Source organism: Pseudomonas sp. RW407, from assembly GCF_003176655.1.
Taxonomy (GTDB): Bacteria; Pseudomonadota; Gammaproteobacteria; order Pseudomonadales; family Pseudomonadaceae; genus Pseudomonas; species Pseudomonas delhiensis.
Window position 1 is genome coordinate 1055948 of record NZ_QGSL01000107.1, and the last position, 25425, is coordinate 1081372.

At 56.7% G+C, this 25425-nt stretch carries 26 protein-coding genes; 6 read left to right on the forward strand and 20 right to left on the reverse strand.

From position 1 onward, the window contains the following. Positions 1–191: 191 nt before the first annotated feature. Positions 192–1115 carry a helix-turn-helix domain-containing protein gene (locus tag DK254_RS28910; protein ID WP_158546454.1) on the reverse strand — a complete coding sequence of 308 codons (924 nt, stop codon included), beginning with the start codon at positions 1113–1115 and terminating at the stop codon, positions 192–194. 194 nt (positions 1116–1309) lie between these two features. On the opposite strand from DK254_RS28910, the gene DK254_RS28915 reads away from it, so the two are divergent. Beyond that, the gene (locus DK254_RS28915; RefSeq protein ID WP_109936576.1) at positions 1310–1597 is read left to right on the forward strand and encodes a hypothetical protein; all 288 of its coding nucleotides are present in this window, start codon (positions 1310–1312) and stop codon (positions 1595–1597) included. A 1177-nt stretch (positions 1598–2774) separates the two neighbouring features. Here DK254_RS28915 and DK254_RS28925 read toward each other — a convergent pair. Together DK254_RS28925 and DK254_RS28930 are read right to left on the reverse strand one after the other, a co-directional pair. Continuing rightward, positions 2775–3140, reverse strand: coding sequence for a hypothetical protein (locus tag DK254_RS28925; RefSeq protein WP_109936578.1), 366 nt, complete (start codon positions 3138–3140; stop codon positions 2775–2777). A 43-nt stretch (positions 3141–3183) separates the two neighbouring features. Continuing rightward, entirely contained in the window at positions 3184–3633 is a 450-nt protein-coding gene (locus DK254_RS28930) for a hypothetical protein (RefSeq protein WP_109936579.1), read from the reverse strand. A gap of 122 nt (positions 3634–3755) precedes the next feature. Here DK254_RS28930 and DK254_RS28935 point away from each other — a divergent pair, with 122 nt between their 5' ends. Next, a complete protein-coding gene (locus DK254_RS28935) occupies positions 3756–4001 on the forward strand; it encodes a helix-turn-helix domain-containing protein (RefSeq protein ID WP_109937335.1) in 246 nt (81 codons plus the stop codon). On the opposite strand, the gene DK254_RS28940 is transcribed toward DK254_RS28935, so the two are convergent. The 6 genes from DK254_RS28940 to DK254_RS28965 form a co-directional block, all read right to left on the reverse strand. Beyond that, on the reverse strand, positions 3982–4182 hold the full coding sequence (locus DK254_RS28940; protein WP_109936580.1) for a hypothetical protein: 201 nt from the start codon (positions 4180–4182) through the stop codon (positions 3982–3984). The genes DK254_RS28935 and DK254_RS28940 overlap by 20 nt on opposite strands. 46 nt (positions 4183–4228) lie before the next feature. Further along, a complete protein-coding gene (locus tag DK254_RS28945; protein WP_109936581.1) occupies positions 4229–5149 on the reverse strand; it encodes a hydrolase or metal-binding protein in 921 nt (306 codons plus the stop codon). A gap of 80 nt (positions 5150–5229) precedes the next feature. Continuing rightward, positions 5230–6234 (reverse strand): YqaJ viral recombinase family protein, encoded by a 1005-nt coding sequence (locus DK254_RS28950; RefSeq protein WP_109936582.1) that lies wholly within the window; start codon positions 6232–6234, stop codon positions 5230–5232. A 123-nt stretch (positions 6235–6357) separates the two neighbouring features. Beyond that, positions 6358–6759 (reverse strand): hypothetical protein, encoded by a 402-nt coding sequence (locus DK254_RS28955; RefSeq protein WP_109936583.1) that lies wholly within the window; start codon positions 6757–6759, stop codon positions 6358–6360. A 146-nt stretch (positions 6760–6905) separates the two neighbouring features. Beyond that, positions 6906–7874 (reverse strand): DUF932 domain-containing protein, encoded by a 969-nt coding sequence (locus DK254_RS28960; RefSeq protein WP_109936584.1) that lies wholly within the window; start codon positions 7872–7874, stop codon positions 6906–6908. Between the two features lie 99 nt (positions 7875–7973). Beyond that, entirely contained in the window at positions 7974–8303 is a 330-nt protein-coding gene (locus DK254_RS28965) for a hypothetical protein (protein WP_109936585.1), read from the reverse strand. Between the two features lie 272 nt (positions 8304–8575). On the opposite strand from DK254_RS28965, the gene DK254_RS33965 reads away from it, so the two are divergent. Beyond that, on the forward strand, positions 8576–9466 hold the full coding sequence (locus DK254_RS33965; protein WP_146219664.1) for a hypothetical protein: 891 nt from the start codon (positions 8576–8578) through the stop codon (positions 9464–9466). Positions 9467–9607: 141 nt separating this feature from the next. On the opposite strand, the gene DK254_RS28970 is transcribed toward DK254_RS33965, so the two are convergent. Next, entirely contained in the window at positions 9608–11788 is a 2181-nt protein-coding gene (locus DK254_RS28970; protein ID WP_109936586.1) for a hypothetical protein, read from the reverse strand. Positions 11789–12265: 477 nt separating this feature from the next. Between DK254_RS28970 and DK254_RS28975 the strand changes: the two genes are divergently transcribed. Further along, positions 12266–14551, forward strand: a complete 2286-nt coding sequence (locus DK254_RS28975; protein ID WP_109936587.1) for a restriction endonuclease — start codon at positions 12266–12268, stop codon at positions 14549–14551. 280 nt (positions 14552–14831) lie between these two features. On the opposite strand, the gene DK254_RS33970 is transcribed toward DK254_RS28975, so the two are convergent. From DK254_RS33970 to DK254_RS28990, 4 genes are all read right to left on the reverse strand, one after another. After that, complete coding sequence (locus DK254_RS33970) at positions 14832–15020, reverse strand: hypothetical protein (protein WP_146219665.1); 189 nt, start codon at positions 15018–15020, stop codon at positions 14832–14834. 137 nt (positions 15021–15157) lie between these two features. Continuing rightward, positions 15158–16516 carry a DUF4041 domain-containing protein gene (locus DK254_RS28980; protein ID WP_109936588.1) on the reverse strand — a complete coding sequence of 453 codons (1359 nt, stop codon included), beginning with the start codon at positions 16514–16516 and terminating at the stop codon, positions 15158–15160. A gap of 184 nt (positions 16517–16700) precedes the next feature. Then, complete coding sequence (locus tag DK254_RS34630) at positions 16701–17909, reverse strand: hypothetical protein (RefSeq protein WP_218281461.1); 1209 nt, start codon at positions 17907–17909, stop codon at positions 16701–16703. A 208-nt stretch (positions 17910–18117) separates the two neighbouring features. Next, positions 18118–19338: a site-specific integrase gene (locus DK254_RS28990; RefSeq protein WP_109936589.1), complete on the reverse strand. Its 1221-nt coding sequence runs from the start codon at positions 19336–19338 to the stop codon at positions 18118–18120. Positions 19339–20174: 836 nt separating this feature from the next. Here DK254_RS28990 and DK254_RS33975 point away from each other — a divergent pair. Then, positions 20175–20783: a hypothetical protein gene (locus tag DK254_RS33975; protein WP_146219666.1), complete on the forward strand. Its 609-nt coding sequence runs from the start codon at positions 20175–20177 to the stop codon at positions 20781–20783. A gap of 313 nt (positions 20784–21096) precedes the next feature. On the opposite strand, the gene DK254_RS29000 is transcribed toward DK254_RS33975, so the two are convergent. The 3 genes from DK254_RS29000 to DK254_RS29010 form a co-directional block, all read right to left on the reverse strand. Continuing rightward, a complete protein-coding gene (locus tag DK254_RS29000; protein WP_109936590.1) occupies positions 21097–21297 on the reverse strand; it encodes a hypothetical protein in 201 nt (66 codons plus the stop codon). Next, a complete protein-coding gene (locus DK254_RS29005) occupies positions 21294–21722 on the reverse strand; it encodes a hypothetical protein (RefSeq protein ID WP_109936591.1) in 429 nt (142 codons plus the stop codon). The genes DK254_RS29000 and DK254_RS29005 overlap by 4 nt, the downstream gene beginning before the upstream one ends. Positions 21723–21909: 187 nt before the next feature. Then, on the reverse strand, positions 21910–22746 hold the full coding sequence (locus tag DK254_RS29010; RefSeq protein WP_109936592.1) for a 5'-nucleotidase, lipoprotein e(P4) family: 837 nt from the start codon (positions 22744–22746) through the stop codon (positions 21910–21912). 281 nt (positions 22747–23027) lie between these two features. Here DK254_RS29010 and DK254_RS29015 point away from each other — a divergent pair, with 281 nt between their 5' ends. Beyond that, the gene (locus tag DK254_RS29015; protein WP_109936593.1) at positions 23028–24077 is read left to right on the forward strand and encodes a diguanylate cyclase; all 1050 of its coding nucleotides are present in this window, start codon (positions 23028–23030) and stop codon (positions 24075–24077) included. On the opposite strand, the gene DK254_RS29020 is transcribed toward DK254_RS29015, so the two are convergent. From DK254_RS29020 to DK254_RS29030, 3 genes are all read right to left on the reverse strand, one after another. Beyond that, positions 24065–24436, reverse strand: a complete 372-nt coding sequence (locus DK254_RS29020; RefSeq protein ID WP_109936594.1) for a hypothetical protein — start codon at positions 24434–24436, stop codon at positions 24065–24067. The two genes, DK254_RS29015 and DK254_RS29020, sit on opposite strands and share 13 nt — an antisense overlap. A gap of 75 nt (positions 24437–24511) precedes the next feature. Next, positions 24512–24853 carry a carboxymuconolactone decarboxylase family protein gene (locus DK254_RS29025; protein WP_089393110.1) on the reverse strand — a complete coding sequence of 114 codons (342 nt, stop codon included), beginning with the start codon at positions 24851–24853 and terminating at the stop codon, positions 24512–24514. 72 nt (positions 24854–24925) lie between these two features. Next, entirely contained in the window at positions 24926–25408 is a 483-nt protein-coding gene (locus DK254_RS29030; RefSeq protein ID WP_109936595.1) for a GreA/GreB family elongation factor, read from the reverse strand. Positions 25409–25425 lie beyond the last annotated feature (17 nt).

The window sequence follows — 25425 nt, forward strand, 5'->3', positions numbered from 1 at the left end:
TGCCTGTGACCTCAAGTCTTCCCTGGTGGCCCGCGCCGCTTGGGCAGCATCGCGCCGTCAGTCGAACTCCCACAAGGAGTCGCCACGCGATCTCTTCCTTCCAGGAGCTTCGCTCCTTCTGCTCCGCTGGCTGCGGATCAGCGCGCCAGCGTCCAAAAGACGCTGATGGCGTCCTGCCAGGGCAGAGGATGTCACTGCGCCTGTTCTCGGAATTTCTTCGGCGTGATGCCAGTGCTGCGCTTGAACACGGTCGTCATGTGCGCCTGATCGACAAAGCCGAGCTGGACGCTGATTTCCTTGATCGACGCCTTGCTGTGCGCCAGTAGCTCCTTTGCCCGGGCTACCCGGCGCTCTGTCACGTAGGCGTGAGGCGTCAATCCCGTGCGCAGCTTGAACATCCGGCTGAAGTGGAACTCGCTGAACTCGGCGGTCGCCGCCAGCGTTTCGAGCCCGAGCTCGTTTCCGAGGTTTTCCTCGATGTAGTCGATTACCCGGCGCAGCCTCCAGGTCGGCAAGCCCTGCGCAAGGTTGCCGCTCGCCAGCTCAAGCCCCGACGTCGAGTAGTTGCTGATCAGGCGCGCGGTAAGCGCCATGGCCAGGGACTCACCGAACAGCCGGCCGGTGGGGAAGCCGCTGCGGCACTCAGCCAGCAGGGCGAAGCCGATCTGCTGGATCTGCTTGTCCTGCACGAAGCTGTTTCGTGTCAGCTCGACCTTGGAGGAGGGTGTGTGCGTATCCCGCAGGACTCGCTCGAACATCGATTCCGACGGCATCAGGAACAGGACGTTCATTGCCTCCACCCAGCGGGCACCAGTCAGCGATCCCGAGGGATCGATGTGGATGATGTCTTGGGCCAGGGCGTTCTCAGGATGCTGGTTGCCGCCAAGACGCGTAACCGGTGTGTGACAAGTCGATAGGGGTTGAACGATGGTCGTGCGGCTGATGTAGCAATCTTCCATTTCGGCTGGCGTCACCAGCACTTGCTCCACCGCCAAGGCATCGTCCCACGGTGCACCATGGCTGGATGTCTGTATGTCAACGCTCTCGATGAATGGGCGTAGCTTCCCCGACGGGGAGTTGCTGACGAGGACTCTGGTTTGAGGTGCGTTGGACATCGACATGGCTTCCACACACAAGGGCGAGTTCTTATTTTTGAGGTGTCGAAGCCCACGCTGAAATCTAGGTTTCGATGCCCAGAGCCTGCCGGCTAGGTCTGCCTGCGTCAATGCTGCGGTGATGAGAAATTGCTACCTCTGATCGCCATGACGTTGGCGCTGCATCTTTGGAATAGGGGACTGGCTGGAAGCCAATGCTAAAGTTGAACAATGAAGTGCTCAACAGCGAGGTCAGCGTCCTGTTCGGGCATCTGCAGGCTGCTGGCAAGGTCCGCCCCGACCTTTGCGCGGGCTACGTTGTGCAGGTGCTCAATGAATTCCTGCCCCTCGAATTCCTCAAGCTGGTCAGCGTCGAGCTGCTGGATCTTGATAGCCATGGGCAGAGCGTACGGCGCTTCATTGGCTATTGTTCGATGGAACTCGAAGATGAGGGGATGGAGATCGGAAGTCAGCTAGAGTTTCGTATCACGATACGACGTTAGTTACCGAGCGACTTTTTGGAAAATGCGGTTCTATGGCAGCTATCCTTCTGGCTGCGCCAGCTTTCAAAGGGACTGAAAGCCGCTTCAAGACATAGCCTTTCGGCGTTGCACGAAGCGTTCGGAGTCAGGTTTAGGGGGAGTTCGATGGTTTCTGCTCGCCCTAGAAGTACCCCAAAATATAGGGAATAAAGCCTGCAAGGATTTCTCCTTGCAGGCTTTATTATATTCGTGAGGTTTTGTTTTTATTTATATGATTTTTGTCGTGGTGCTTTCAGCGGTTGCTGGGTATCTTTTGCGATGCCAGAAATATGCGCAGCCTACCAGTATACCTCCGAGAACTAGCCATGTTGTTACGAATGCTCCAGCCCAAATGACTAGAAATGTGCTGTAGTCTTTAGTCGCGGCCCGCAAGAGCTTAACCTTAAAGAGAGCATCTTCGGCTTCTTCGCTGGAGCTATAGCCCCCCTGGAGAGAGTCATGTATGTACTCGGCGGCTAGTTTTTGTGCCTCTTCCTGTATCGTTGACTTGCTAGGGCAAGCGTAGAACATCCATGAGAAGACTAGGATGCTCCAAGCACCAACAAGTTGAATCATCATGTGCCTCATGGTTCGCTCCTTGGGTTTCTAAATTCTGGAATGGGTTTTGTAGAGCCTTGCGAAATAGTTTCTACAGGCGTCGATCACATAGCTCTTGCGCGATCTCTTTTGTGGAGTTTCTAAGTGTTCAGGAGCTAGCTTGATAAAGGTCTTCTCTCTACAGTTGGGGGCTAATTTTCATGCAGAATATGTCTGGCTTATGCCATATATGGAAATGCATGTACGAAAAATAAAAAGCTTAGTCTTGCCCTCCTTGCCGTCATTGAGTGCACGACAGGAGGGCGAGGTTTATTGGGCTTGATGGGGTGGAGTTACTCGGCTCGGCAAGCAAGAGCAGCGCGTATGGTGTCTTTTACGAACCTCTCCGGTGGCGCTCTGTAGGGCGTATCGATTTCTTGCAGTTCGGCAGTTGTGTACTGCTCCTCCAGTTTCTTGAATGTGCAGGCGCAAATAGACTTGGGGGTTCCACTCTGGATGCAGCCAGCGATGAATTGTCCCCGGAGCTTTGAGTTCTCATCGGAGCAGGCAGCCAAGGCCAGGAGGCATAACAGCACAGCAAAATTGACTTTCATGCTTCCCTCTAGCGCAGCACGATGGCACAGCCGATGGAGACTCCGGCCAATAGGCCAATCACCTGCGGCCCCATGAGCCAGAACACCTTTATCCAAATCAGGTTGAGGATACCGCCATTGGTATAGACCGCGTCCGGATGGGCGAACTTACGGATGGCATCGCCAAGTAAGGCACCGATCAGTCCTAATACCGAACCTACGATCACCGCAAGAAACTTCATGAAGAAGCCAGCGCCCAGCACCAAAGGCGAGTTGTTGAAAACCATGCCGAGAATCGAAAAGACCACGGCTGCCAGCCCCCAGCCAATCACCGCTGGACTGATTGGGAGGTCGGCCTCGGAACTTACCGAGTTCTGTTCATGTTGTGGTTCCATGCTTGTTTCCTGAAAGCGTTGTTATTAAGGCGTTGATGGCTGACTACCAAGCTGACCGGCAGATGTTTTGCTTGTCGCTGTAGGGAAGGAGAACCTTCTTCAGGTTCTTGGTTGGGAGCTTCACTGTCTTGCCTTCAGCGCTGATCTGCAGATTGTTGGCCTTGCGCAGTGCTGCCCAGAACCCAGGGAAGTTGGCGCCACAGGCGTGGCAGTCGGTGAAGAAGGGATTGCTATAGGTGGTGCCGTCGACAATCACGTCGAAGCCATCCCCTTTATCGGAGGAGTACTGCTTGCCCCTGATGCCTGCATAGGCCGTCACGGGCCCTGCGTCGTAGTCAGGACAGGAGATGTTTAGTTCGTTGCCGTTACCGTCGTCGACTAGGTGTTCTTCGACACCTTGGGTGTATGCGGAGGTCCATTCATAGGTTCCTGCAAGCGCGAAATCACTGGTTATCCAGCTCAGTAACGAGAGCAAGAGAAGCTTCTTAGGCATTTTGCTTTTTCCTTGTGCAGAGTTTGTGTGTAAGCAGCGGCGCAGTGTCAGTACGCTGTTCTTCATGAAATGAGTCGTAAATGCCGTGGTCGTTTTGGCATCATAGCGTGACGATTTTTGCCATGGCAAGAATCTCCGCTATCCAAGATAAAGACCGCGACCTTGTGAAGCTGGGAGCAGCTGTACGAGCTCGTCGCCTTGCTCTTGGGCTATCCCAAGAGGCACTGGCTGACGCGGCGTCGATAGACCGCTCCCATATGGGGAAAATCGAGCGTGGTGAGCGGAATGTCACCTTTCTGAACATTTGTCGGATAGCAGTAGCTATGCGATGCAGGCCTTCTGATTTGCTTATTGATGCCGGCCTGTAGGTCGGCGTGAGCGTGAGTTCTCTTGGCTGAGTACCCATCCGAAGACTACGCATGCCAGAACGATGACTAGCGCCAGCAGCCAGAAACGCAGCATGAGCACCAGCAGCGCAACAGCCACTGCACAGCTGGCCAGCACCCCGATAAACACGAACAGCAAGCCAATGAAACGCACCAGATTCATGGCGCGATCCTCCTCGTAGATTGAGTGATGGGTGATGCCGCGGACATCAGTCCGCGGCGTGTTGGGCCCGGGCTTCGGCACGGGCTTTCAGCAGCGTCGACAAGGTGGGTTTCGGTGTGGTGGGCGGTTCCGCTACTGGAGCGGCCGAAGGTGGCGATTCAGGCGCAGGCTCCGGGAAGAACTCCTCGGCGATGGCACCGGTCTCCTCATCACTGTCTTCGAAGGCACCATTAGCAAATCCCAGCCGCGCCGTGGCATCCAGCGCCACCTGGTCGAAGCCGGAGGCCTGGCGCGCTTCATCAAGTTCTCGGGCCTGCAGCAATGCTTCCTCCATCGACAGGCCACTGCGCACCGTGATGTCGACGTAGAAGATCGGCGAGCCGTGGCTTTGCCGGGTGGACTTGCCGCGCAGGCGCAGCTCCAGCGGTAGGCACGCCAGGCGGTTGCCCGAGATCGCCTGCAGGTACTGCAGCCGCGCTGCGAGGGTGCGGATGCTGTTGAAGCCGGTGGTGCGAAACACGAAGCTGCCCAGCGGATCCTCATCGCCGATGGCGACGTTGAGGCGGCCGTAGGGTTTGCACGCACCGCCCTTGGCCAACGGACAACCATCCGGCGACGGGCAGGGCAGCGAGGCGATACCATCCGGACCCCGACGCTTGCAGGTCTCGCCGTTGCCAACACACAGCGGCCGTCCGGACTGCCGATCGAACAGGCAGTATTCGGCGCGGAAGTTCAGCTCCGGTGCGTTGAACAGCAGGCGGATTGGAATACTGCGGATCTTGCCGCCCTGGGCTTTACGTAGTTCCTCGTCCAGGGGATGGGCCAACCAGCCATCGCGCAACTGGACTTGCGAGGTGAGGGTGAATTGATCGTCCTTCTCCGGCAGTCGCTTGCCGTTCTTTTCGACGACCTTGCCGATGGAAATCCGCCCGAGCACCGGCGGGGTAATGGCCAAGCCTTTGAGCATGGTGGTTCTCCAGTGAGTGAATAAAAAAGACCACCCCGGCGCAGGGGAAACGTCGGGGTGGCCAAGGGGGGGAAGTGAGATCAGGTGATCAGGAAGCGCCGGCTGCCGACCTTGGTGGTGGGATAGCGCGCCAGCAGGTAGGGCTTTTCCTTGAGCAGCCGCGGCACATCGAGCACCACGCTGTCCTTGGCCTTGCGCCAGGACACTGCGCCGTTGGCGAACAGGGCCCGGCTGGCATCGCCCATGACCTGCTGCAGTTGCTGCTTCAACTCGGCCTCGCGCTTGCCCTGGACCTCCAGGCTGGCGCGCACCATCTGCAGTTCATCGAAGGCCGCCGACAACAGCAGATCCTGGGTGAAGTCCAGGGTGTGGCCGTGGTCCTCGGGATACAGGCAGCGCAGGGCCTGTTCTGCCGAGTCGGAACCATCCGCCGGGGGTGGCGTATCACGTTGCACGTAACCCCAGAAGTCGCGCTCCAGCTCGATCAACCGGGCGATCAGCTCGTCGTCGCGCGCGATGCGATGGATCTCCAGGTGCTGGCCACCGAGCAGCACGGCCACGTCAGCCGCCTGCTTGCCGGTGACCGCCAACTGGTGCATCACCTGCAACTGTACGTAGACCGGCACACCTTCCTTCCACAGACGGGCACCGTTGATGCCGGCGGTCTTGCATTCGAGGATCTGCACGTCGCTGGCGCCGATCACCTCGCGGTCGATGTTGGCCAGCATCCAGTCCTGATTCGGATCCGGATGCTGCAGTACGGCGTTGATCCGCCGCACTCGGCTGCCGGTACGGCGGGCGTAGTGGTTGGCGACGATGGGTTCGAGGATGTTGCCCCAGTAGGTCGGGCTGTCCTCGTCGTTCGGATCGCTCTTGGGCAGTCCGGCATCGCGGCCGGTTTTCTCCAGCCACAGCTCCAGCTGCGACTTGTAAGGATTGAGACCGACCGCAGCCGCAGCGTCCGAGCTGCCGATACCGTGCTTGCGCACCGCCAGCCAGTCATCGCGGGACAGGTCCTTGGTGCCAACCAGGCGCAGGGCAGGGCGCTGCCGTGCTCTGTTGGGCGTGGAATGGGCATGAGTCATGGGGATTTTTCTCCGGACATAAAAATGCCCGGCCGGCAAAGCCGGTCGGGCATAGGGGGAGTGGGCGGCGGTCAGGCCATCGATGGGAGGAGCACATCCAGGCGGCGCAGCGATCACTCCCTCTTACTGGGTTGCCCCACCGGTCATGGCGATCGCCGACTGACGTCGCCGCGCATGATGGGCACGAACCTTCTCGCGCCAGGTGGGCGAGAGTTCCTTGGCCAGGTCGAGATAGCGCAGCGGACAGCTGTAGTAGTACGGCGCCATGGACTCATCCATGGCTTTGTAGCCCCACTCACCACCACTGCGTTGCAGCAGGTCACAGCGGATGTAGCGCATGGACTCGCCAGGCGCGAGGTCTGGGTGAACACCTTCGTTTTTCGCCGTCACTTCGCTGACCGACCACAGCACGTTGCCGCGCAAGGTATGCACAAGCACACGAACACTGGCTCGTGCCGTGTCTTCAGGTCGGGTCAGATCTCGGATCAGCTCTGACCGGGTACGGGATGAGAACAGCCAGCCCATGAGAGAGGCCTCCAATGAAACACCGGAGCCCACTCCACAGGAGCGGAACCCCGGCGGGTGCAAGAGAATGCCCAAGCCGCGGTTCCAGCAGCGCTGCTGCAGCCGCAGAACCGCTTGGGCGAAGGGAGATGAAGAGGGAACTGCCGTCAGGCCACCAGCTGCAGGGCCGCATCCAGGGCGCGTTGCTTGATCACAGCCCCCAGGCCGAACCAGGCCGAGTCCATGCGGTACTCGTTGCTGCGCGCCCGGCGTTCGTGGTCGACGTACTCGGTGACGGCATTGAGCAGGCCCCAGGCGGTGCCGTTGGCGGCTTCCAGCTGCGAGCCACGACCGAGGCCTTCGTACAGGCTTTGCACCCGACGCAGCGCGCGTTCATTCGGCAGGGCATCCGGCAACGGATTGTTGGGCTGGGCATCGCAGAGCACCTGCATGAAATAGCCCATCGCTTCGTGCCATTGCACCTTGCGCTCGGCCAGATGGCGCATGCGGTACATGAACTCGTCCCATTGCGAGACGGCGATACCCAGTTGCTTCTTCACCGCCTGGGCGTCGAAGCGGGTGCTGTGCGGCACCTTGATCGCCCGAGTAGCACCGTCGACAGCGATGGTCAGGGTGTTGTTGCACACCACCCGCACGGTGGTCGGCGTCGCCGTGGTAGCCAGGGTGCCGTCGCAGGAAGTGGCCAGCAGCAGGTAGCCGTTGACCAGGTCGTTGCCCTTCAGCGAGGTGTTTTGGCCGGTGCGTGCCAGCGCCCAGAACTTGCGGCCACCCTTGAGCACGCCGGCAGTTTCCAGCTCGTAGCCAGAGACCTGAGTGAGGTCGCGGTAGAACTCCAGCACCTCCCGCGGCTGCACCACCTGGTAGCGCTGGGAGACCACCGAGAGCGGCGCCTTGGTGTCGGAGCGGTAGAGCACCTTCTGTTCGGGGAAAGAGTGGATGCTGCCCAGGTGCCCGACCGCGTCTGCTTTGAAGTGCACCGGACTTTCCTGGATCTGCCAATCCATACCGGCTTCGCGTTGCCAGACTTCCAGCGGTTGTTTCGGAGAGAGGCGGCTGCCCAGGCCATGCCAGGGAGCTTCGCCGACATACGCCATACGTTCGATGAGATGAGCCATGATGAGTTTTCCTGTGAGCAATAGCCGGCATAAGGCGCTGCGCGAAGCGCAGCACCGGCGGAAGGGATGAAAGGGAAGAGGAGAGAGGAACGAAGCCGATCAGGTCGGCAGGTTGAAACGATGCCCGCAGATCAGGCAGAGGTTGTTGGCGAGCACGTGACGATCCAACTGCTCGCCGAGTTGGGCACCGAGCGCACAACCGCTGACGCCACCGGCCAAGCCGCCGAGAATGGCGCCGGACAACGAGCCGAGGGTGATGCCCAGCGGGCCGGCAATGGTGCCGACAGCCGCGCCGGCCTGACCGCCGGTAAGGGCTGCAGAAGCACCGCGAGCAGCTCCGCCGAGCGTGCCGACCAGGGCACCGATCCTCATGGCGGGATGCAGGGTTGCGATCTTGGGAGAGTTACAGCGAGGGCACTGCAATGACATGGAAGGCCTCCGTGGGGGTATGTCATTGCAGTGATGTAGGACTGAGTTTTTTTCGAATCTAATTGCTGTGGCGTAGAAAGCCCAAAGCTGCCGGCTGCGGCCGGCAGCAAGCGGCCAGAAGCTGCCTGTCGAGATCATAGATAAATCCGTCCCGTTACCCTAACACGGAAGACGGAAAAATCCATTAATCTGACCTACTGTGACCTTAGCTGGCAATAGGTCAGCAACTGCTATTATGTACGTCACATTTTCAGATGCCAGCCAAGTCAAAAATGCGAAGTCAAGTAACGCGCCACGAAATTAAAGAATTACTCCATGACTTTAACGCTGCTGTGAACTGGGTTGCATCAGTAGGATTTCCGATTGAACGCGGTAGAGTCGCTGAGTATCGAAAAATACTGAGCAGAGTATCTGCCCGCTTCGAAGCCCATCGCTGGAATGACTTTGAAGACCAAGAGTATGCAAAGCAAGTTTGCACAACGCTATTGGAAATACGAGAGTTGGTTTCTATTCACCGTGGTCTAGCAGGCATCAGTGACCCTGCCGAACTGCATGCAATGCATCATTTTCTGAAAGGCCCCTTCAGTCCTATCAATGAATCTGCAAACAGTTCATCTAACCGACCAAGAAACGTCGGCTTTGAACTTTATCTAACTGCTCTTTTTGCTTACGCAAAGATGATGCCTATCTATGGAACGGACGCCGATTTGTGCTTTCAGCACAACGATTACACCTTCTTCGTCGAAGCTAAAAGACCGATGTTCTCTCACTCCATAAATGCAGCTATAAAAGATGCCAATAAGCAGCTTACTCGTAGACTACAAGGCGCCCAACACACTATGGCTCGGGGACTAATTGCGCTGGATCTTTCCAAAGTGATCAATCCGCACAATAAAGTTATGCCGGTTTGGAATACCCATCATCTCGATCAACTCATGAATGGTGAAACCAAACTCCAAATAAATGCCCTTGCAAAGTACTGGCACAAGGGGAGGAGTGATAAGACAATTGGTGTATTGCTGCATTTCAGGTTGCTGACGCAATTCAGCCCTAACGGCGATCTAAACACCGTGCGATGGATTAGTTTTGTGCAATTCAAGAATGATGGCGCGCTCTCCGGTCTAGACACAAAACTTCAGGACGTCATCCGACACATCTGCTAGAGACATACAGTATTACTCGATCAGGTATTATCAAGTGAGAGCTTATGGCCAGTATCTGCCCTTCGCGAAGGGCGGCAATCGGCCAAAAGCTGCCCATCAGCATCAATACCGTGGTCTGTCCCCGATTGCTATAATTAGCCCTTATGACAGCGCCTTGACCTTACCGTATAGATCATAAAGATGGAGTGCCGACATATCCAATATAGGCTCATACATAAAAGAGTTGAGATGGATATTCTCAGGAGTCATTAGGTTGACTTGCGAGAGCACCATGATCACGTCATTGCTAGATGCAAACTTTGATGAGAATTTACTAAACAATTCAAATGTCTGATTGCTGCTAATAGCAGCTACGAAAGTAGCGTCATTTATTTTGGCAATCATGTACTCTTCGGCTTTAAGCCTGATGGCGATAGATAAAATCACCTTCGATTCTAGTTCGACATCGTCAGCAGCCTTGGCGGCAAGCGTTTCTGCCTCATCATAGATCAGTTGAAGGGCGCTATATGTGGGGTTAGGAAGGGACAACGCTGCTTGGTCCGAGAGCGTGGCTTTAATGGTTGACTCAAGATCAGCAATTGTAAGAGCCTGGCTATCTGATTTTATATGTAAAAGAGAGGTAAGCATCAAGTAGTGTTGGCTGGTCGTCCCGTGGCAGTACTCAGCTAGATTTCGCACAAAAGGAATGCTTGCCACTAGAAAGGCTGAGCTTTTGGCTAATCCCCTCTTCCAAATCACAAATGGATTATTTTGATATTTTTCTTGTACAAAGCTTAGAGCGTGCTGATCTTTTCTGGCAAAGAGTCTTCGCTCTCTAGCAATTTGGAGGCGACTGCTGATTGTTCGGTGGAAATCAAAATTATGAGTTAGGAATAGTAATCTAAAAAATGTGACCTTGGAAATTTCGTTAAAGTACTCGATGATGGCATATTTGTTTTTATAGTCGAAGGAGTCAGCGATATCATCAACCACAAATAGGGTGGCCTGATTCGATTCTAGGCGTGCCTGCACCTCGAAAAGTACATTCAGTATATAAAGCGCCCGCTTCTCTCCCTGACTGAGAACCTGAAGCAGCTTTTCTTCCTCGACACCACAGGTTTCTTGCCCATCATGAAATTCAAAGGTGACTTTCGGGCTTTCGCCTTTTAGAATAACGTCTTGCTGATTTTGAACAACCAGCTTGAAGGGAACATAAAAGCGTTCGTTGAACTGATTAACAACGGCAGTCCATTTGGTTTTTTCTTCCTGAGCCTGTTTTGCCGTCTGCGCAATTATGTCCCTTGCGGAAGCATATGCCATGGCGAAAGAGTTCATGGCTGATTGCACTACGTTGAAATAGCTGAACCACAACCTCTTTCTGAAACCTTCAAAATCACCAAGTTCGGGAAGTATTTCCGGATGGCGTGTCAAATACTCCCTGAACCTTTTTAGCTCGGCGTTCTTTTGCAGCTGCTTATCAACTGCCTCGAATCTTGCAGACAATTCTTTGTCGCCCAAGATGCGTTGCTTTTCTGCCTGAACCAACCCCTCCAACTCCTTGGCAGATGAAACTTCAGTCCTTCCCCCTCCATTAAAAATATTCAGGGTGTGGTTGGCCTCAAAAAAACCGTTGGTTTGAAGGTTTTTAGAGACATCGCTGGCCCCCGCATGATTAAATTTCTTGCTGAGCAGAGGGGAGCCTTCCACCAGTTCTTGATATTTAGACATGTACTCTTGAAGCTGTTGATGTAGCGTTCCAGCCTTAAACGCAGCTATCGTTTTGTCGTTGAAGATTTCTATATAGGATAAATCCGCAAATTTGGCATCGCCGTCGAGCTCACCTGCTAGCTCCGCGAAAAAGTCGTACGGATTCGTAAATTTGAATACTTCCTTTATTTCTGAGGCAGGAGAAGATTTACCAGGCCACCCTGATGCTTCCTTCAACGCCTTTAGCAAGTCTTCTTGAGTAGACTCGATATTTCTCACAGCCTCTTCGTATTCCCCTCTCAATTTGGGGTTTACTAGTAATGTCGAGGTTCCAGATCCGGAATAACGCTCCACATAGGGCTTGATAACAAAAATGGAGTCCGGGGTGATCGACGTAGTAGGTTCGGCTGTGATTGCGCGGATGGTTGTGCGTGTCGGAAAAACCAGGTCTTGGCTTTCACGTCCTTCTTGGAAATCTAGAAATGTCCTCGCAAGTGATGTCTTCATGAAACCGTTCGGGGCATAGATTGAGAAGGCCGAGCCATCTGGGGTTTTCTGCGCCCCTTTGAATGCGAGCGTCGCATCAAGCTTTTGAATTCCGTAGCAATTTTCCAATCTAATATCTAAGACATCCATATCCATTGCTCCAAATTAAAGGCTTTCCCCGTTGACGGTATCGTTCCGCCACTATCATGTCCATATGGCAACGCAGCCTCCCGATGTCCTGGCATGCGCACAGGTGGGAGCAGTCGCCTCGCCGCCAGTGGTTACGGTCTGAATCGCCTCTGGTTTGGTAGACACCACTGAGCGGCAGCTTATGGCTGATTCTGCCTGTCATCCCGGATCGGGGCTGGTAAAAGGGCTAAGACCAATCAACAGAGAAACTCAATCGTTTTGACGCCATTGAAAACCGCTTGCTGTCTTAACCATCGTTGTAGTATCAGATGGCAGCGCGAAACCGTCGATCCACCGGGCACTCCGCCCCTCCTCCTGACTAACGCGTCATGCTAATCGCATCCGGTCAGGCTCGACAGCAAAGGCACCTGTGGATGATCTTCCGTCTTACGAGTATTAGCGACCTGACATCGGCGTGGATTGGTGTAATAACGCAGCATGAGCTACGACTTCAAAAATCTCTCATCGGCGGACTTTGAGGATCTCGTCCGGGACCTCATCGGAAAAGAAGAAGGACTCCGCTTTGAGGCATTCTGCGCAGGCCCAGATGGTGGTATTGACGGTCGGCACGCGCACGCCAGCGGGAACGTTGTTCTACAGGCGAAGCATTATGAAGGTTCGCCGTTCAGCAAGTTAACGGCGGCCATGAAGCGTGAGCGTTCTTCAATCGAAAGGCTGGCTCCCGCCCGCTACATACTCGCAACCTCCTGTAGGTTTACTCCGCTTGGCAAAAGTAAGCTCGCGCCACTCATAGGGCCAGGTTTGAAATCTGAGATGGATATTTTTGGGCCGGGAGACCTCAATGGTCTTCTCCGGAAGTACCCAGACATCCTCAAGTCTCACATCAAACTCTGGCTCTCGGGGGTGGGTGTTTTGGAGCGGGTCGTGTATGCGGCGGCGCATACCTTTGCAGCGCTAACACGTGAAGACATCGAACAAAAGGTTCGTGTCTACGCATCAAACCCCAGCTTCGACGAATCACTGGCGACACTAGAAAAGCATCGGCTTCTCATCATATCCGGGCCTCCGGGTGTCGGCAAAACGACACTGGCCGAGATGCTTTGCTACACTTTTCTAAGCGAGGAGTGGGAGCTTATCCCCATCCGTAGTCTGGAAGACGGCTTCGCCGCTATTAACGACAGCAAGAAGCAAATATTTCTCTTCGATGACTTTCTTGGAAAGGTCGCCCTTGATCGACAAGCTTTGGCGCATAAAGATTCTGACCTTGCGCGCTTCATGAGCCGCATACGTCGCTCACCTAATGCCCGTTTCATTCTGACAACGAGAGGTTATATATTTGAGGAAGCCCGTAGAGTCTCTGAATATCTTGGTGATCAGCGCCTCGATGTGACGAAGTACGTGCTTGATGTTGGCATTTATACTCGTCGAATAAAAGCGCGCATTCTCTACAACCACCTTTTCGTGTCAAAGACGCCGCAGTCGTATATCCGGGCGTTGTTAGAGAGTAAGAGACTTCCGGACATCGTTGATCACAAGAACTATAACCCACGAGTCATCGAGGCAATGACCGATGCATTTCGCGTCGGTGACATTGAACCCGCCGACTATCCCGCTGCCTTTATAGGCGCCCTGAACAATCCAAGCCAGATTTGGGATACCGCGTTCCGGACGCACATTGATCATCGGTGCAGGCATCTCCTGATGGCGATGTTTTTCCTGTCAGAGTACGGGGTTTCAATAAAAACCCTTCGCTCATCTTTCGATGCCCTGCATACCTCAATAAGCACGGCCTACGGCCTAGCCCACGGTCCTAAAGATTTCGAAGAAGCCCTTCGTATTCTGGAAGGTAGCTTCGTCAATGTCGTCAACATCGATGGGCCAAGGGTTTCTTTTCTCAATCCTTCGCTCAAAGACTATCTCTCAACCTACCTGTTGGATACAGATCTCCTTATTCGCCTTGTTCCCACGGCAGTCTCAATCGACTGGCTGTCTAACCTTTGGGACTTCGTGCACCCGTCTGGGCTTAGCGAGGCCGACCAAGCGAAGATCGCCAGAGCCTGTGCTGATATGGTCGAGATGATCGAAGAGCGCCCGCACTGGCGTCCGCGAGCCGGTGACGCCCGCTCACTCGAATACAATGATGCGGCAAACTCCAGGCGACTCCGGATGCTGATGGATTGGTGGGAGATCACAGGCGACCGGAAGTTTGCCGACAGCATCATCAAGATCGCGCGCAATCCACAGCAGGGCTTCAGTGCATGGTCAGATGGAGAGGCTCTGATCGAGTTCTTTTCCCTGCGAGACGGTAGCGAGCATGGTCAGCCGTTCATTTATGAAACCGAATTCCTAGAGCTCATCGAAAAGGCTCTTACCGACACCATACGGTGGAGTTCAAGTGACACGCTCTCGACTCTTGTCGATGCAGTAGATGCTGCGAATGGGCTGCCCAGCAGCATTATTTGTGCCTTGCGGACGGCTGTGCTCGAAGAGTTCGACGATAACGCTAGTCGCATTCGCGAGGATGATAGCGAGTCCTCCCTTTCAGACCGGATCGATACCTTGAAAAAGTTTGCGCCGCGTTTTGGTGTGCCGGAAGCTAAGTTGGATAGCGCCGTCTCAGCCATCGAGGATCGCATAGGTGAGATTGAAGGTCGAGACAGCCACGCCTCCTCTCCGAGCTTCCCGTCATCGAGCAGGAGGGACGGGGAAAAGTTTGATGATCGCGCTCTTCGAGACCTTTTTACCCCTCTACTTGAACGCTAGGCCAGCTCCAAGAACAGGCCCCTTAATTTAAAAATTCCGAACCGTCTCTTGGCGCGGTCTCAGCTCCCGACCGTCAGACCTAATCGCGGCTGAACTTAGCTGTCGAGAGAGTAAGGGCATTGAGTTGGGAGTACTACTGTGAGACTCAACTGGAGAATTAGCCCCTGTTTGCACCTCCTTTTTTCTTTCAAAGTTTAGAGGTCCAACGTCCGTATATTGTCGTTCAGCAACGGCAGCAATTGGCCGATGGCAGACATACGGAGACGGGCCTCACCATGACTTATCTCTTGCGCGTCAATGCACCGATGTAGCCGCGCAGATGACTTTTGGCGGCCTGCTCGGGATTTAGTCCCCGCAGTGTAGTACACCGCTCCGATCCATCAGGTAGGCAGACAATCAGATCATCATCTACTTGAACATATGTGGCTGAATAGGTTTTTCCCTCGTGCTCTAGCGTTACTTCTTCCATCAGCTCCTCCAGAAGCATTCTCCACTCCGAATTGCGGGCGCCTACTGCCGGCCCAAATCGGACGTTTTCCCATATGTCCTGAGGTAGATATGCCTCTAGAAAGTAGAGGCCGGTCCACGGACATCCAATTGCTCAGGCTAGCTTTGTACCGCAGTTCGTTCTGATTGTTGAATTGCGGCCTTAGGCAATTCCATACGCAGGCTTTCGCGATACTGCTCAGCCGGCGCCTCGTGGGTGACCTCGACTGCAGCGTCGTAGTTTTCTCGAATTACCGACTCGATCTCAGCAATGTCCGCACGGAAGAACTCCTTGCGCCCATTGACCTTGTTCAAGCGGCCTGCGGCAAAGCGTTCGTGTAGCTTCGCTTCCAGCGCTGGGGCGTTATCAGAGAAGACCATCGCATGCACGTCAAACCAGAACGGCACCGATGCGTCACCCAGCTCATCGACGCGGTCCATCGGCTCCAGGCGGCGGGTCATGCCTATCTTGTATACCCCTTCCCCAAACGCTCCCACGTTGGAGATCACATACACATATCCGGCCTTGGCATTCTGTTCGCGATAGTCAATGAGCTTCTCTTCACTCTCCAGCGCCGCCCTTCCCGCTTCAACCTTAGCCAGCTTCGCCAAAAGCGGCGCGCGCTCTTCTTCGGACTCTGCCTTGTCCAAGCGAACCTGGAGATCACGCATAGCGGTCGCGAAATGCTTGCGCTCCTTAGCGATCTTCTCCCGGGCGGCGCGAATTTCCTGCTCTAGCTTCTGCTGTTCCCGTAGTTCTTCCCGGGCACGCTTGGCTTCCTCCTTTTCCTCCTGCTTCTTGATCTGAAACTCATGGGCAAGGTGCAGCTCATCGATCTTGAGGCTCAGGTACTTCCGCGATAGCTCCACGGTCATAACCCTGCCTAGACGGTTACAGGCTTCGAAGGACTTGAGAATTCGCTTCTCGCCCAGTTCGACGTTGTCAAACTTTACGTTGTCCACGCAGTAGTCCGCCTCGTTGTTGAACGAGCGGATCACCAGCTTGATCATATCGTTGACGAGCTTTCGTCCCTCCGCCTTGCTCCCGTTTACCTCCCAGCCCATGTTTCCGGTAGCGGCCTCCCCACTCTTGATCATCACCTTCTGGCGCTCGCGAACGCTGTCTAGTCGGGACTTGAATTCATGACTGGCATTCAATTTGAACTTCGGCTCGTAGAGCGCGAAGCTCTCGAGAAGTAACGTCTCCTCCCAGACTAGAATCTGCCCCTGCAAATCCAAAGAGCGTTGCGCTAACGCCTCCACCCCCTCTTGGGCGCGCTGAATCTCCAAGCGGACAGCAGCAAGCTTCTCTTTCTCCTGCGCTATCAGACTCTGGACCTCAAGAGCCTCCATGGCACCGATCTTCCTAGTGAGCGCTTGCAGCTGTGCATAGCGCGTCTGTAGGTCCGTAAGCTGGATGTCCAGATCATCCGCTCGCTGCCGGTGCGCGGGTCCGTTCCAATAGTCGCTAAAGGGCATAGGTTCCTTCCTCGTTACTGATCGAATAGTTGTTCAGTTCTGAACGCCAACCTAGAAATTTTTATAGCGTAACGTCAACCGCGGAGTCGGGTTGCCTGGCTGTAGGCCGCAGTGTCCTAGTTAAAGCGTTTACGTCGTGCTCAAGGATCAGAATACCTTTCCAGAAGGCTGATCTCGAAAGTGTTCAGGTGTAGAAGGCGAGCTGATCGAGAGTGAGGATTACCTGCAGCGCACGGATCATCGTGTAGCTTTCTTGTGGCGCGGCACCATGGCCTACGGCATGCCTGGAACTTGCAGTCCCGGTTTGAGCCGTAGGATCGAAATTGGCGAAGGTATGGCGAGCGAGATACTCGGCGAATTCCGTAGGAAACATCAGCGTATCGGAGCCGCCGACTTTTCGCTCGGCGGAGTCCATTGCGAACTTGAGCAGCTCCTTGAGCTTTGCACCCTGACCTCCGTTGGCAGCTCGATAGGCATCGTTTAGGACGCCCTCAATCTCGGTCAGTAGAACCTTAATGACAGTGATCGGCTCCTTTCTGTTGAACGCGTCGATGGCTACCTTCAGTAAAGCCATTTTGGCTGCAAAGTGAGGTTTTACGGCCCATCGCTCAAGAATCCCCTGCATCCGTTCTTCGCCGAAGCTATTGAGAATATCTTGCTCCGGTCCCACGACATCGAAGCCTGCTTCCAGGTGCTGTAAGAGGTCTTTGATCTCGTGGGAAATTATCTCGACAAAGGGGAACCACCCTGCAGCTACCAGGCGACTGAACAGAGCAGAGTTCCCTAAAGCATCATAGAGATGCCGATACCGTAGATTACGAAGTAGCGTTCCCAGTGTCCGCTCGAAAGCTGTGACATTCAAAGTACCTTTATGGTTGAAGTCGAATGCCATGCCGAAGCGCCACCCCTCTCTGAAGATGCACAGCACCTTATCTGCGGGACCGATATCTACACACGGGAAGCTCATGCCGGTGATGTCGGCGATGTCATGTTCGAAAACAACAGTGCCAGCCTTGATCGAGCGCTTGGCAATAAATTGTGCGGCCATCGCAGCTGAGTCGAGCCAAAGCTCTGCTGTGCTATCTGATCGAAGGATCAACAGAACAACGCCGGCTCGATCCAGACTAACGGCCATGCTGGCCTGTTGCGCCATATGGTTAATGACGCGAACAAACTGCTCGACTACCTGATGAAAAAACACCTCATCCGAGGTGAGAGCCATTGCGGTTGCTATCTTCACAGTGGCCCCTTCTTGAGCAGCCTCAATGGAGACTCCAGAGAGATTTTGCACACCTGTAAAGCGAATTGGCTCTCCAAGATTCCGAACCATTCCAGCGAAAGGGCTTGGATCAGAGGTGGTGGATTCGGTTGTGTCTACAACGTCATCAACCATGCGTTTTCTCCTTGCTAATACGAGTTCAGAAGCAACCTTACATGCCCTGCGGATAGCCGCTTGGGTAACATCCGCTATCCGCTGTTTTATGGGCAAGCCCCATTCACATTCTTTCCCTTTGTTGGGGTGTAGTTTTGGTTCATCCAAGCCCAGCGGCCGTTTCTGGCCGATACCGGACTGATTGCCTCTGGCCTGAAGAACGAAATGCTTAGGGAGGAGAACAGTAAACCGCCCAATCACGCATCAGCTGAATGCGTTTGGGCCATAGCGTTCCCCTCTGGTAGGCAGCTTCGACGCTATCTGGCAGCTTGTGAGCTAGGGCGTGCTCACACACCTCTCTCGGATGGTTCGTTTGTTCTCCTGCCCAGGTCCTAAATGTCGAGCGGAAGCCATGTTGGGTCAGGTGCCCAAGTTTCATGCGTCGCAGAACAGCAGTGAGCGATGTATCTGAGAGCTGCTTGCCCTTCGGGGAAGGGAAGACATAGGGGCTATCGGCTACACGTGGAAGATTTTCCAGCAGTTGTATGGCGCCTGGAGATAGCGGGACAGCATGTTCCTTGCCTGCCTTCATTCGCTCAGCTGGTACTGTCCAGATGCCCTCCTTGAGGTCTATTTCATCCCATCGCGCACCACGGATCTCCCCTGAGCGGGAGGCTGTGAGGATAGAAAATTCCAGGGCTCGAGCGGAGATCCCGGGGCGCTTTCGCAGTTCGCTCATGAAGTTGCCGATCTCCGTATAGGGGAGAGAAGCATGGTGTTCGACCTTTTGTACCTTGCTTCTTGCTGGCAGCTCGTGTTCGAGGTGGCCTTTCCAGCGGGCTGGATTTTCGCCCTTGCGGTAGCCACGGAAGGTCGCCCAATCAAAAATGTTCTCTAGACGGCCTCTTAGTCGACTTGCAGTTTCTGCCTTCGCATACCAGAGCTGAACTGTTTCTGTTCCTACGGCCACTTCCTGTTGCAAAACCTTCAGCACCAGGTCCGTGTCGACGCTGCTTACGGCCAACTCTCCAATGATGGGGAAGGCGTAGGTCTCGAGCGTATTCTCCCATTGCTGAACGTGCTTCGGGTTCTTCCAGCTTGCGCGATTGGCTTTGATGTAGGCCTGGGCACATTCCTTGAACGTCTTGTGCCGGGCTGCCTCCAGCTTGACGAGCTGCTGCTTGGCCTTCTTCTCCTCAAGAGGGTCGCCCCCCTCCAAGAGGCTTTTCCTGTGTTCCAAGGCTTTCAGGCGAGCGTCGCTCAAGGAAACGGTGTGGACAGGGCCAAGGCCCATTTCCCGCGTTTTGCCGTGGCGGGTATAGCGAAATACCCAGGACTTGCCGCCGAGCTTGCTGATCTGCAACCACAGGCCGCCGCCGTCACCGTAGTAGCCTGGTTCCTTAGTCTTTTGCACCGCGAGTGCGGAGAGCTTGTTGATGCCGCGAGCCATTTATGTACCCACCTTTCTACCCACGTTTTATAGCTGGATTCTGCTAGATTCTGCAAGACGTTATTGGACAGGCTGAATACAGAACCCCCATGAAATCAGTGGGCTGTGGGCCTTTGATGGACGCTCGTGGATTTTCGCCAGGCGGACTATCTCTCCGCCATTATTGAAATGGCTGAAGCCCCTGAAACTCATAGAGTTTCAGGGGCTTTGTCTTTTTTGGCACAGGCAAATAGGGCAAAAAGAGGGCAAAACAGCTTCCCTCCATACCCTTCTGCGCACGCCTAGGCCCCATCCCAGAATCCCATCATCTGCGAGACCAGAGCGGCCATGCTCTTGGTGTCCGCGGGAATCCACCTTGCGCACCATCGGTCCGAGTTGGCGCGCCACTCACTCTAGTTCGATAGCACCTGGTCGGTGAAGGTATGGCGGCGTTGATTCGCGTCGCAGTGTCGGACACCTGAGCGCACTAGATATCTGGTGAGCCAAGTGCTGATGGATTTCGCCATCCAGGGCCGCTCGCTTATGCCATTTCGGAACAGCTGGCGAGTTTCTTCCTGCCTTTCCATCACACACCCTGCTAGGCAGATGGTGATCTGCTGGGCGGCGCCGGCATATGTCATCCAGTTGCTTCAGGCAGTAGCCGATTTCTCTAGGTAGAGCGACCAGGTGGCGCGAGTTCCGCGGATGGCGGGCAGGGAAGGGCCTGGATGAAATTGGATCAGCATGTCGCGGGGTTGATGGCGATTTGCTGCTATACATAAAAAGGCTAGTCGAGGGCTGGCGGCCGCATTAAGACCGACAGGAGATGTAAATTGGAATAGGGAGACCGAAAGTCTATGTTTAGAAAGCTAGGCACGTTTGCGTTGGTGGTGCTGTCCGCCCTGATTTCAGGCTGCGGCTATTACCTGACTGCTCGCCCTCCGGTAATGGAGCGTAAATTGGGAGCACCATTCAATGAGTCAGTTGGAACGCTAGCCACTGCTGCCGACTATCGAATGGTTTATGTAAAAATTTCGCCAGACGCAAAGCTCTGTGCAGAAGCCCCGCCAGATGCAGCCTCGCAGTTCGCCTCTTCTTTTGCTGCTTCGTTATCTGCTTCACCTGCAGATCGACCTCTGTCAGCTGAAGCACAAACCAGTTTGGCCGTAGCAATGAAGCAGTTGTTTAAGAGGTCACAAGGCGTGCAGTTTTATCGAGATGGTGCTTTCTTCCTATGCAACATGTATCTCAATGGAGCAATAAGTTCGCAGCAGTACTTATCTGAGCTACAAGCCCTTCGTGTAGCGACAGAAAGGCTGATATTGGAAGAGATTCCGGTTCTGGAGAAGATAACGGTCGATACAATCGCTGTCCCAACTGCGCCGACACTTCAACCAAAAGCATCGACAACTCCGTCGTCAAGCGGGACTGGGCAGAAGAAAATTGAAAGTAACGATCAATTCTAATGATCTAGCCTTGCACTTTCCCAGGCACCAAGCTTTGGAATATCCCACTCTATATTTTCGCTTGCAGTGATTTCGCGGTGCGAGATAGCGAGGAACTGTGCGGTTTCCTCCGGGCCTTGGACATGGGCGTTCAGAATTAGCAGCAGTACGCTCTTGCATTCTGACCGACACCTAGACTGCAGCCGCCGGTTTTGAGGATCAGGAAGGGCTCCAATCAGCCACCAGGTAAGCGACCTGGGAGCGATTTGCTAGTGCGAGCTCAAGAACGACTGATACCGCGTGTTTTACGAGGTTTTGAGCACGACAAGGCGATTCAGATGTCACGCGATTGCGAATCCGCATCGGACCTCAGTGCCTTGAGCTTTCGCTGCAACCGGATGTTCTGGCAGCCCAGGGCTACGATGAGTGCAGCCGAAAAGAGGGGCCAGGCATTCTGTCCGAGGTAATGGAAGAATGCCCAGGCGAGCCCGGCCGCCAGCAGGCTCGTAAGAATCAACAGGGTGCGGTCCTTCACACGTAGGCTCTCCATGTCATGGCTCGTCGTGCGCCTGGCGGCATGGTTCGGTCGTACAGGCCGGGGTTGTTTCTGAGTACCAGGTGCACTTCGAAACTGTACACCCCGTTCCGATTCGCCAGGGCAAGCGCATCGGCCAGGCTTGTCCCTCCTGATAGTGTCCTGCCCAAAGCCACTGCCAGGCTGCCGATGACGGCGCCAATGTAGAAGCTCGCCAGCACCGACCCCAGCGTCAGCAGGCGTTCACCCCTGAGCCCGGCCCCAACCAGCTCGGCCACCGTTACGTTTCGACCGAACTTCTCGAACAAGGTATTCAGCGTAGAGAGTGTGGCGAGCGCCGTAGCGGCTGTGCCATAAAGCGATTCGGGCGCCGGCAGGCCCAGTGCTTCCATGTTTTCCTTGAAATAGCTGTAGAACGATGACATCCCTGCGTCCCCTTCATGAGTCAACTCATGAAGGGTTCCCTTCAATGCAATGTGCGGTATGCAGGCGCCTTCCTGTTGATTTGTAGGAAAGGCATGGCTTCGATCCGTATGCAGAACAGCTGAGCCCTGAGGCGCGTTCCGCACACTCAGGACTCCTGCTCTTGCTGGACCGCTTCCCGCGCAACCCTCAGTCCTGCCCCTTCCACGCCCCCGAAGCCGCCGCCGCGCGGAACTTGGCGCGGTTGGCCGGGGTGTCGGCGGGTTCCGACTCGCCGAAGATCGCTTTCATCCAGTGGCCGTCGGTGGGGTTGGGGAAGAGGATGAACCTGTCGCCGAACTGGGCGCGGTCCTCGTCCAGCAGGGCGGCGCGCTGGCTGGCGTCGTCGACGTAGTAGCGGCGTTTGAAGTCGTTGAGGTTGTCGCCCAGCATCAGCAGCACGTCATAGCGTTCGGCGATGGCTTTCTGCGCGGGTTCCTTGTTGGAGCTTTCGCGCAGGATAGTGACGTGTTCCTTGTCGGCGAAGGGCACCTGCAGGGTTCGCAGGTTGTTCAGGGCGTATTCGTCGGTCCTGTCGCCCTGGTCGCGGCTGGAGACGTAGAAGATTTCCACGCCCCGGGACTTGGCGTAGTCGAGGAAGTCCAGCGCGCCGGGCGTCAGGGTGGGGCCGTTGGCGGCTACCCAGCGGTCCCAGAGGGCGTCGTCGAAGAAGTCCTTGCCCTGGCTGATCAGGGCGCCCCAGTAGCTGTTGCTGCTGAGGATGGTGTCGTCGAGGTCGCTGATGATCGCCGGCGGCCTGGCGCCGGGCTTGCGTTCGGCCAGCGCCTGGTCCAGGCGCAGCTTGGCCAGGTTGAAGCCCTGGTAGTACAGGGCGCGGTACTCGGCGGCCGTCTGCCGCCAGGCGACGGCGGCGGTCAGCAGGTTGGGCGAGGCGGTGCCGGTGTTCGCCGTGTCGGCCAGCGCCAGCTGGAAGGGCGTGGCGAGCAAGAGCATGGCTGCGGCGATTGTCGTTCTTGGATTGGGCATGGTGACGTTCCTTGTGGCTCCGCGCCGTGGCGGCGGGACTGGGGTTCTCATACCCCAGGTGGGGGCGGGCCTCAATCGGGGCGACGCATATCCGTAAGGAGTTGGCGTGGTTGCGGAAGGAATTCGGGCGATAACCCGCATCCCCGATGCGCCATGGGATTGGCGCTGTCGGCGGACGATGGCGCCGGGCAGAAATAATGTCAAATTGCCGCCAATGCACGTAGGCGCTTTCCCGCCGATCTGCTAGCGTGCTCTACCAGATGCCTGGATCAGGATGATTTATGGGTGCTGTGGTCGGTAAGGGGTTGTCTTTCGCCAGGCGCATCTATCTGCCGCGCATGGTCGGCCTGGGCATCGGCTTCTTCTGCGTGGCGGCGGCGCTGGCGCCGTTGCAGCGGCCGGGCTGGGCCTGGGGGCTGCTGGTGGCCAACGGTTTCCTCTGGCCGCACCTGGCCTACCAGCTGGCGCGCCTGTCGCGGGCGCCGTACCAGGCGGAGCGGCGCAACCTCCTGCTGGATTCGCTGTTCGGCGGCTTCTGGGCCGGGGCCATGCAGTTCAACCCGCTGCCGAGCGTGACCATCCTGTCGATGATGGCGATGGACAACATCGCCGCCGGTGGCCTGCGTTTCTTCCTGATGGGCAGCGTGGCGCAGCTGCTGGGCGTGTTGCTGGCCTGGTTGTGCTTCGGCATCGCCTTCAGCGCCGTGGCCACGCCGCTGCAGGTGTACGCCTGCCTGCCGATGCTGGTGGTCTACCCGCTGGCGGTGGGTGGGGTGAGCTACAGCCTGGCCAGGCGCCTGTCCGAGCACAAGCAGGCGCTGCGCGCGGTCAGCCGCACCGACAGCCTCACCGGGCTGCTCAACCACGGTTCCTGGATGGACCAGCTGGAGAACGAATTCCAGAAGTGCCGCCAGCAGCACACCCGGGCCAGCGTGGCGCTGATCGACATCGACCACTTCAAGGGCATCAACGACCGCTTCGGCCATGTGCTGGGCGACATGGTCATCACCGAGCTCAGCCACCTGCTCACCCATTCGCTGCGCGACACCGACACCCCGGGGCGCTATGGCGGCGACGAATTCTGCGTGATCCTGCCCGGCACCACCCAGGTGCTGGCGGTGGAGATCATGGAGCGCCTGCGCCAGGGCTTCGCCGAGAAGCACTACCAGCTGGCGGCGGACCTGTCCGTCGGCCTGAGCATCGGCGTGGCGTCCTACAGCCCTTACCAGGTGGATGCCAGCGCCTGGCTGGGCGAGGCGGACAAGGCGCTGTACCGGGCCAAGCACCAGGGCCGCAACCAGGTAGTGGGCGCCGAGCCTCAGCCGCAGTAGCCGTCCATCTTCAGCCGGTTCTTCTCGCTGGGGTCGGCCTGGTACTGCTGGCGCCAGAACTGGCAGGGCGCGCTGTTGAAGCGCCGCTCACGCTCGCTCTGCTCGACCTGCCGGCCTTGCTCGGCCTGGGCCTTGCGCTGGTTCTCCAGGTACTGCTGGAACATCACCGCATTGGCATCCTGGCCGGGCGCCGGGGTGGTGGCCGGCGCCGGCGACAGGCGCGCCGGCAACGGCAGGGGCGCGCCGGGCCACAAGCGCAGGAGCAGCACGCAGCTCAGGGCCTCGGCGACGAAGCCCAGCCAGATGCCGGCGGCGATGCCGAGGGCGAGTTTCCAGAAGCTGAGGCTGGACGAGGACATGGCGGCTCCATGGCGCGGGAATGCAATGGATAACCCAATTCCCGCGCCGGAGAAAGCCTTGGCCGCGCCAGCACCTCAGCCCTGCGGCTGTTCGAAGGCTTCCAGGGCGCGCAGCGAGTAGACGTAGGCGGCGCCGGCGTTCATGGCGATCGCCGTGGCCAGCGCCTGGGCCACTTCGGCCTCGCTGGCGCCGGCCTTGCGCGCGGCCTCGGCATGCACGCCGATGCAGCCGTCGCAGCGGGTGGTGATGGCCACCGCCAGGGAGATCAGTTCGCGGGTCTTGGCGTCCAGTGCGTCGCCGTCCGCCGCGGCGGCATCCAGCGCCTGGTAGGCGGCGATCATCTTCGGATGCTTCTTGCCCAATGCGCCGAAGGCCTTCTTCACCGCGGGAACGTATTCGGACCAGTTGAACAGCATGGCGGCATCTCCTTTTCGGGTTGACGGCCATGCAGCTTAGTCCGGGTTGCGCCGGTCTGCGGGCGGGCCCGCTCAGAACGCCTCGACGATCTCGTAGGCCTGGCGCGCCGAGCCCTGGCCGACCTCGACCTCGTCGCCGGGGTGGCGGCCGAGCAGGGCGCCACCCAGCGGCGAGCGCGGGGTGATGACCAGGACCTCGTGGCCGTCCAGAGCGATCTTCAGGCCGGCGGCGTCCGGGCCGAGGAACAGCCAGCGGCGGCGGTCGTCGCGGTCGGCCAGTTCGACCAGGGCGCTGGTCTGGATGCCCAGCTCGGCGTCGAAGTCGCGCAGCACCAGGCCCTGGAACGAGGCGAGCGCCTGGCGGATCTCCTCTACCCGGCGCGATTGCCCGGCGGCCAGGTAGGCCGCCTCGAGGCCAAGGGTGTCGTACTTGTTCTCGGCGACGTTTTCCTCGTGGGTGGCGGCCTCGTGGGCGGTGCGCGCGGCGCGGACGGCGACTTCGAGGTCGGCGTCGAGGCGTTGGAGGATCAACTGGTGGGCGCGTTGCTTGTCCATGGTGACGGCTGCCTGGG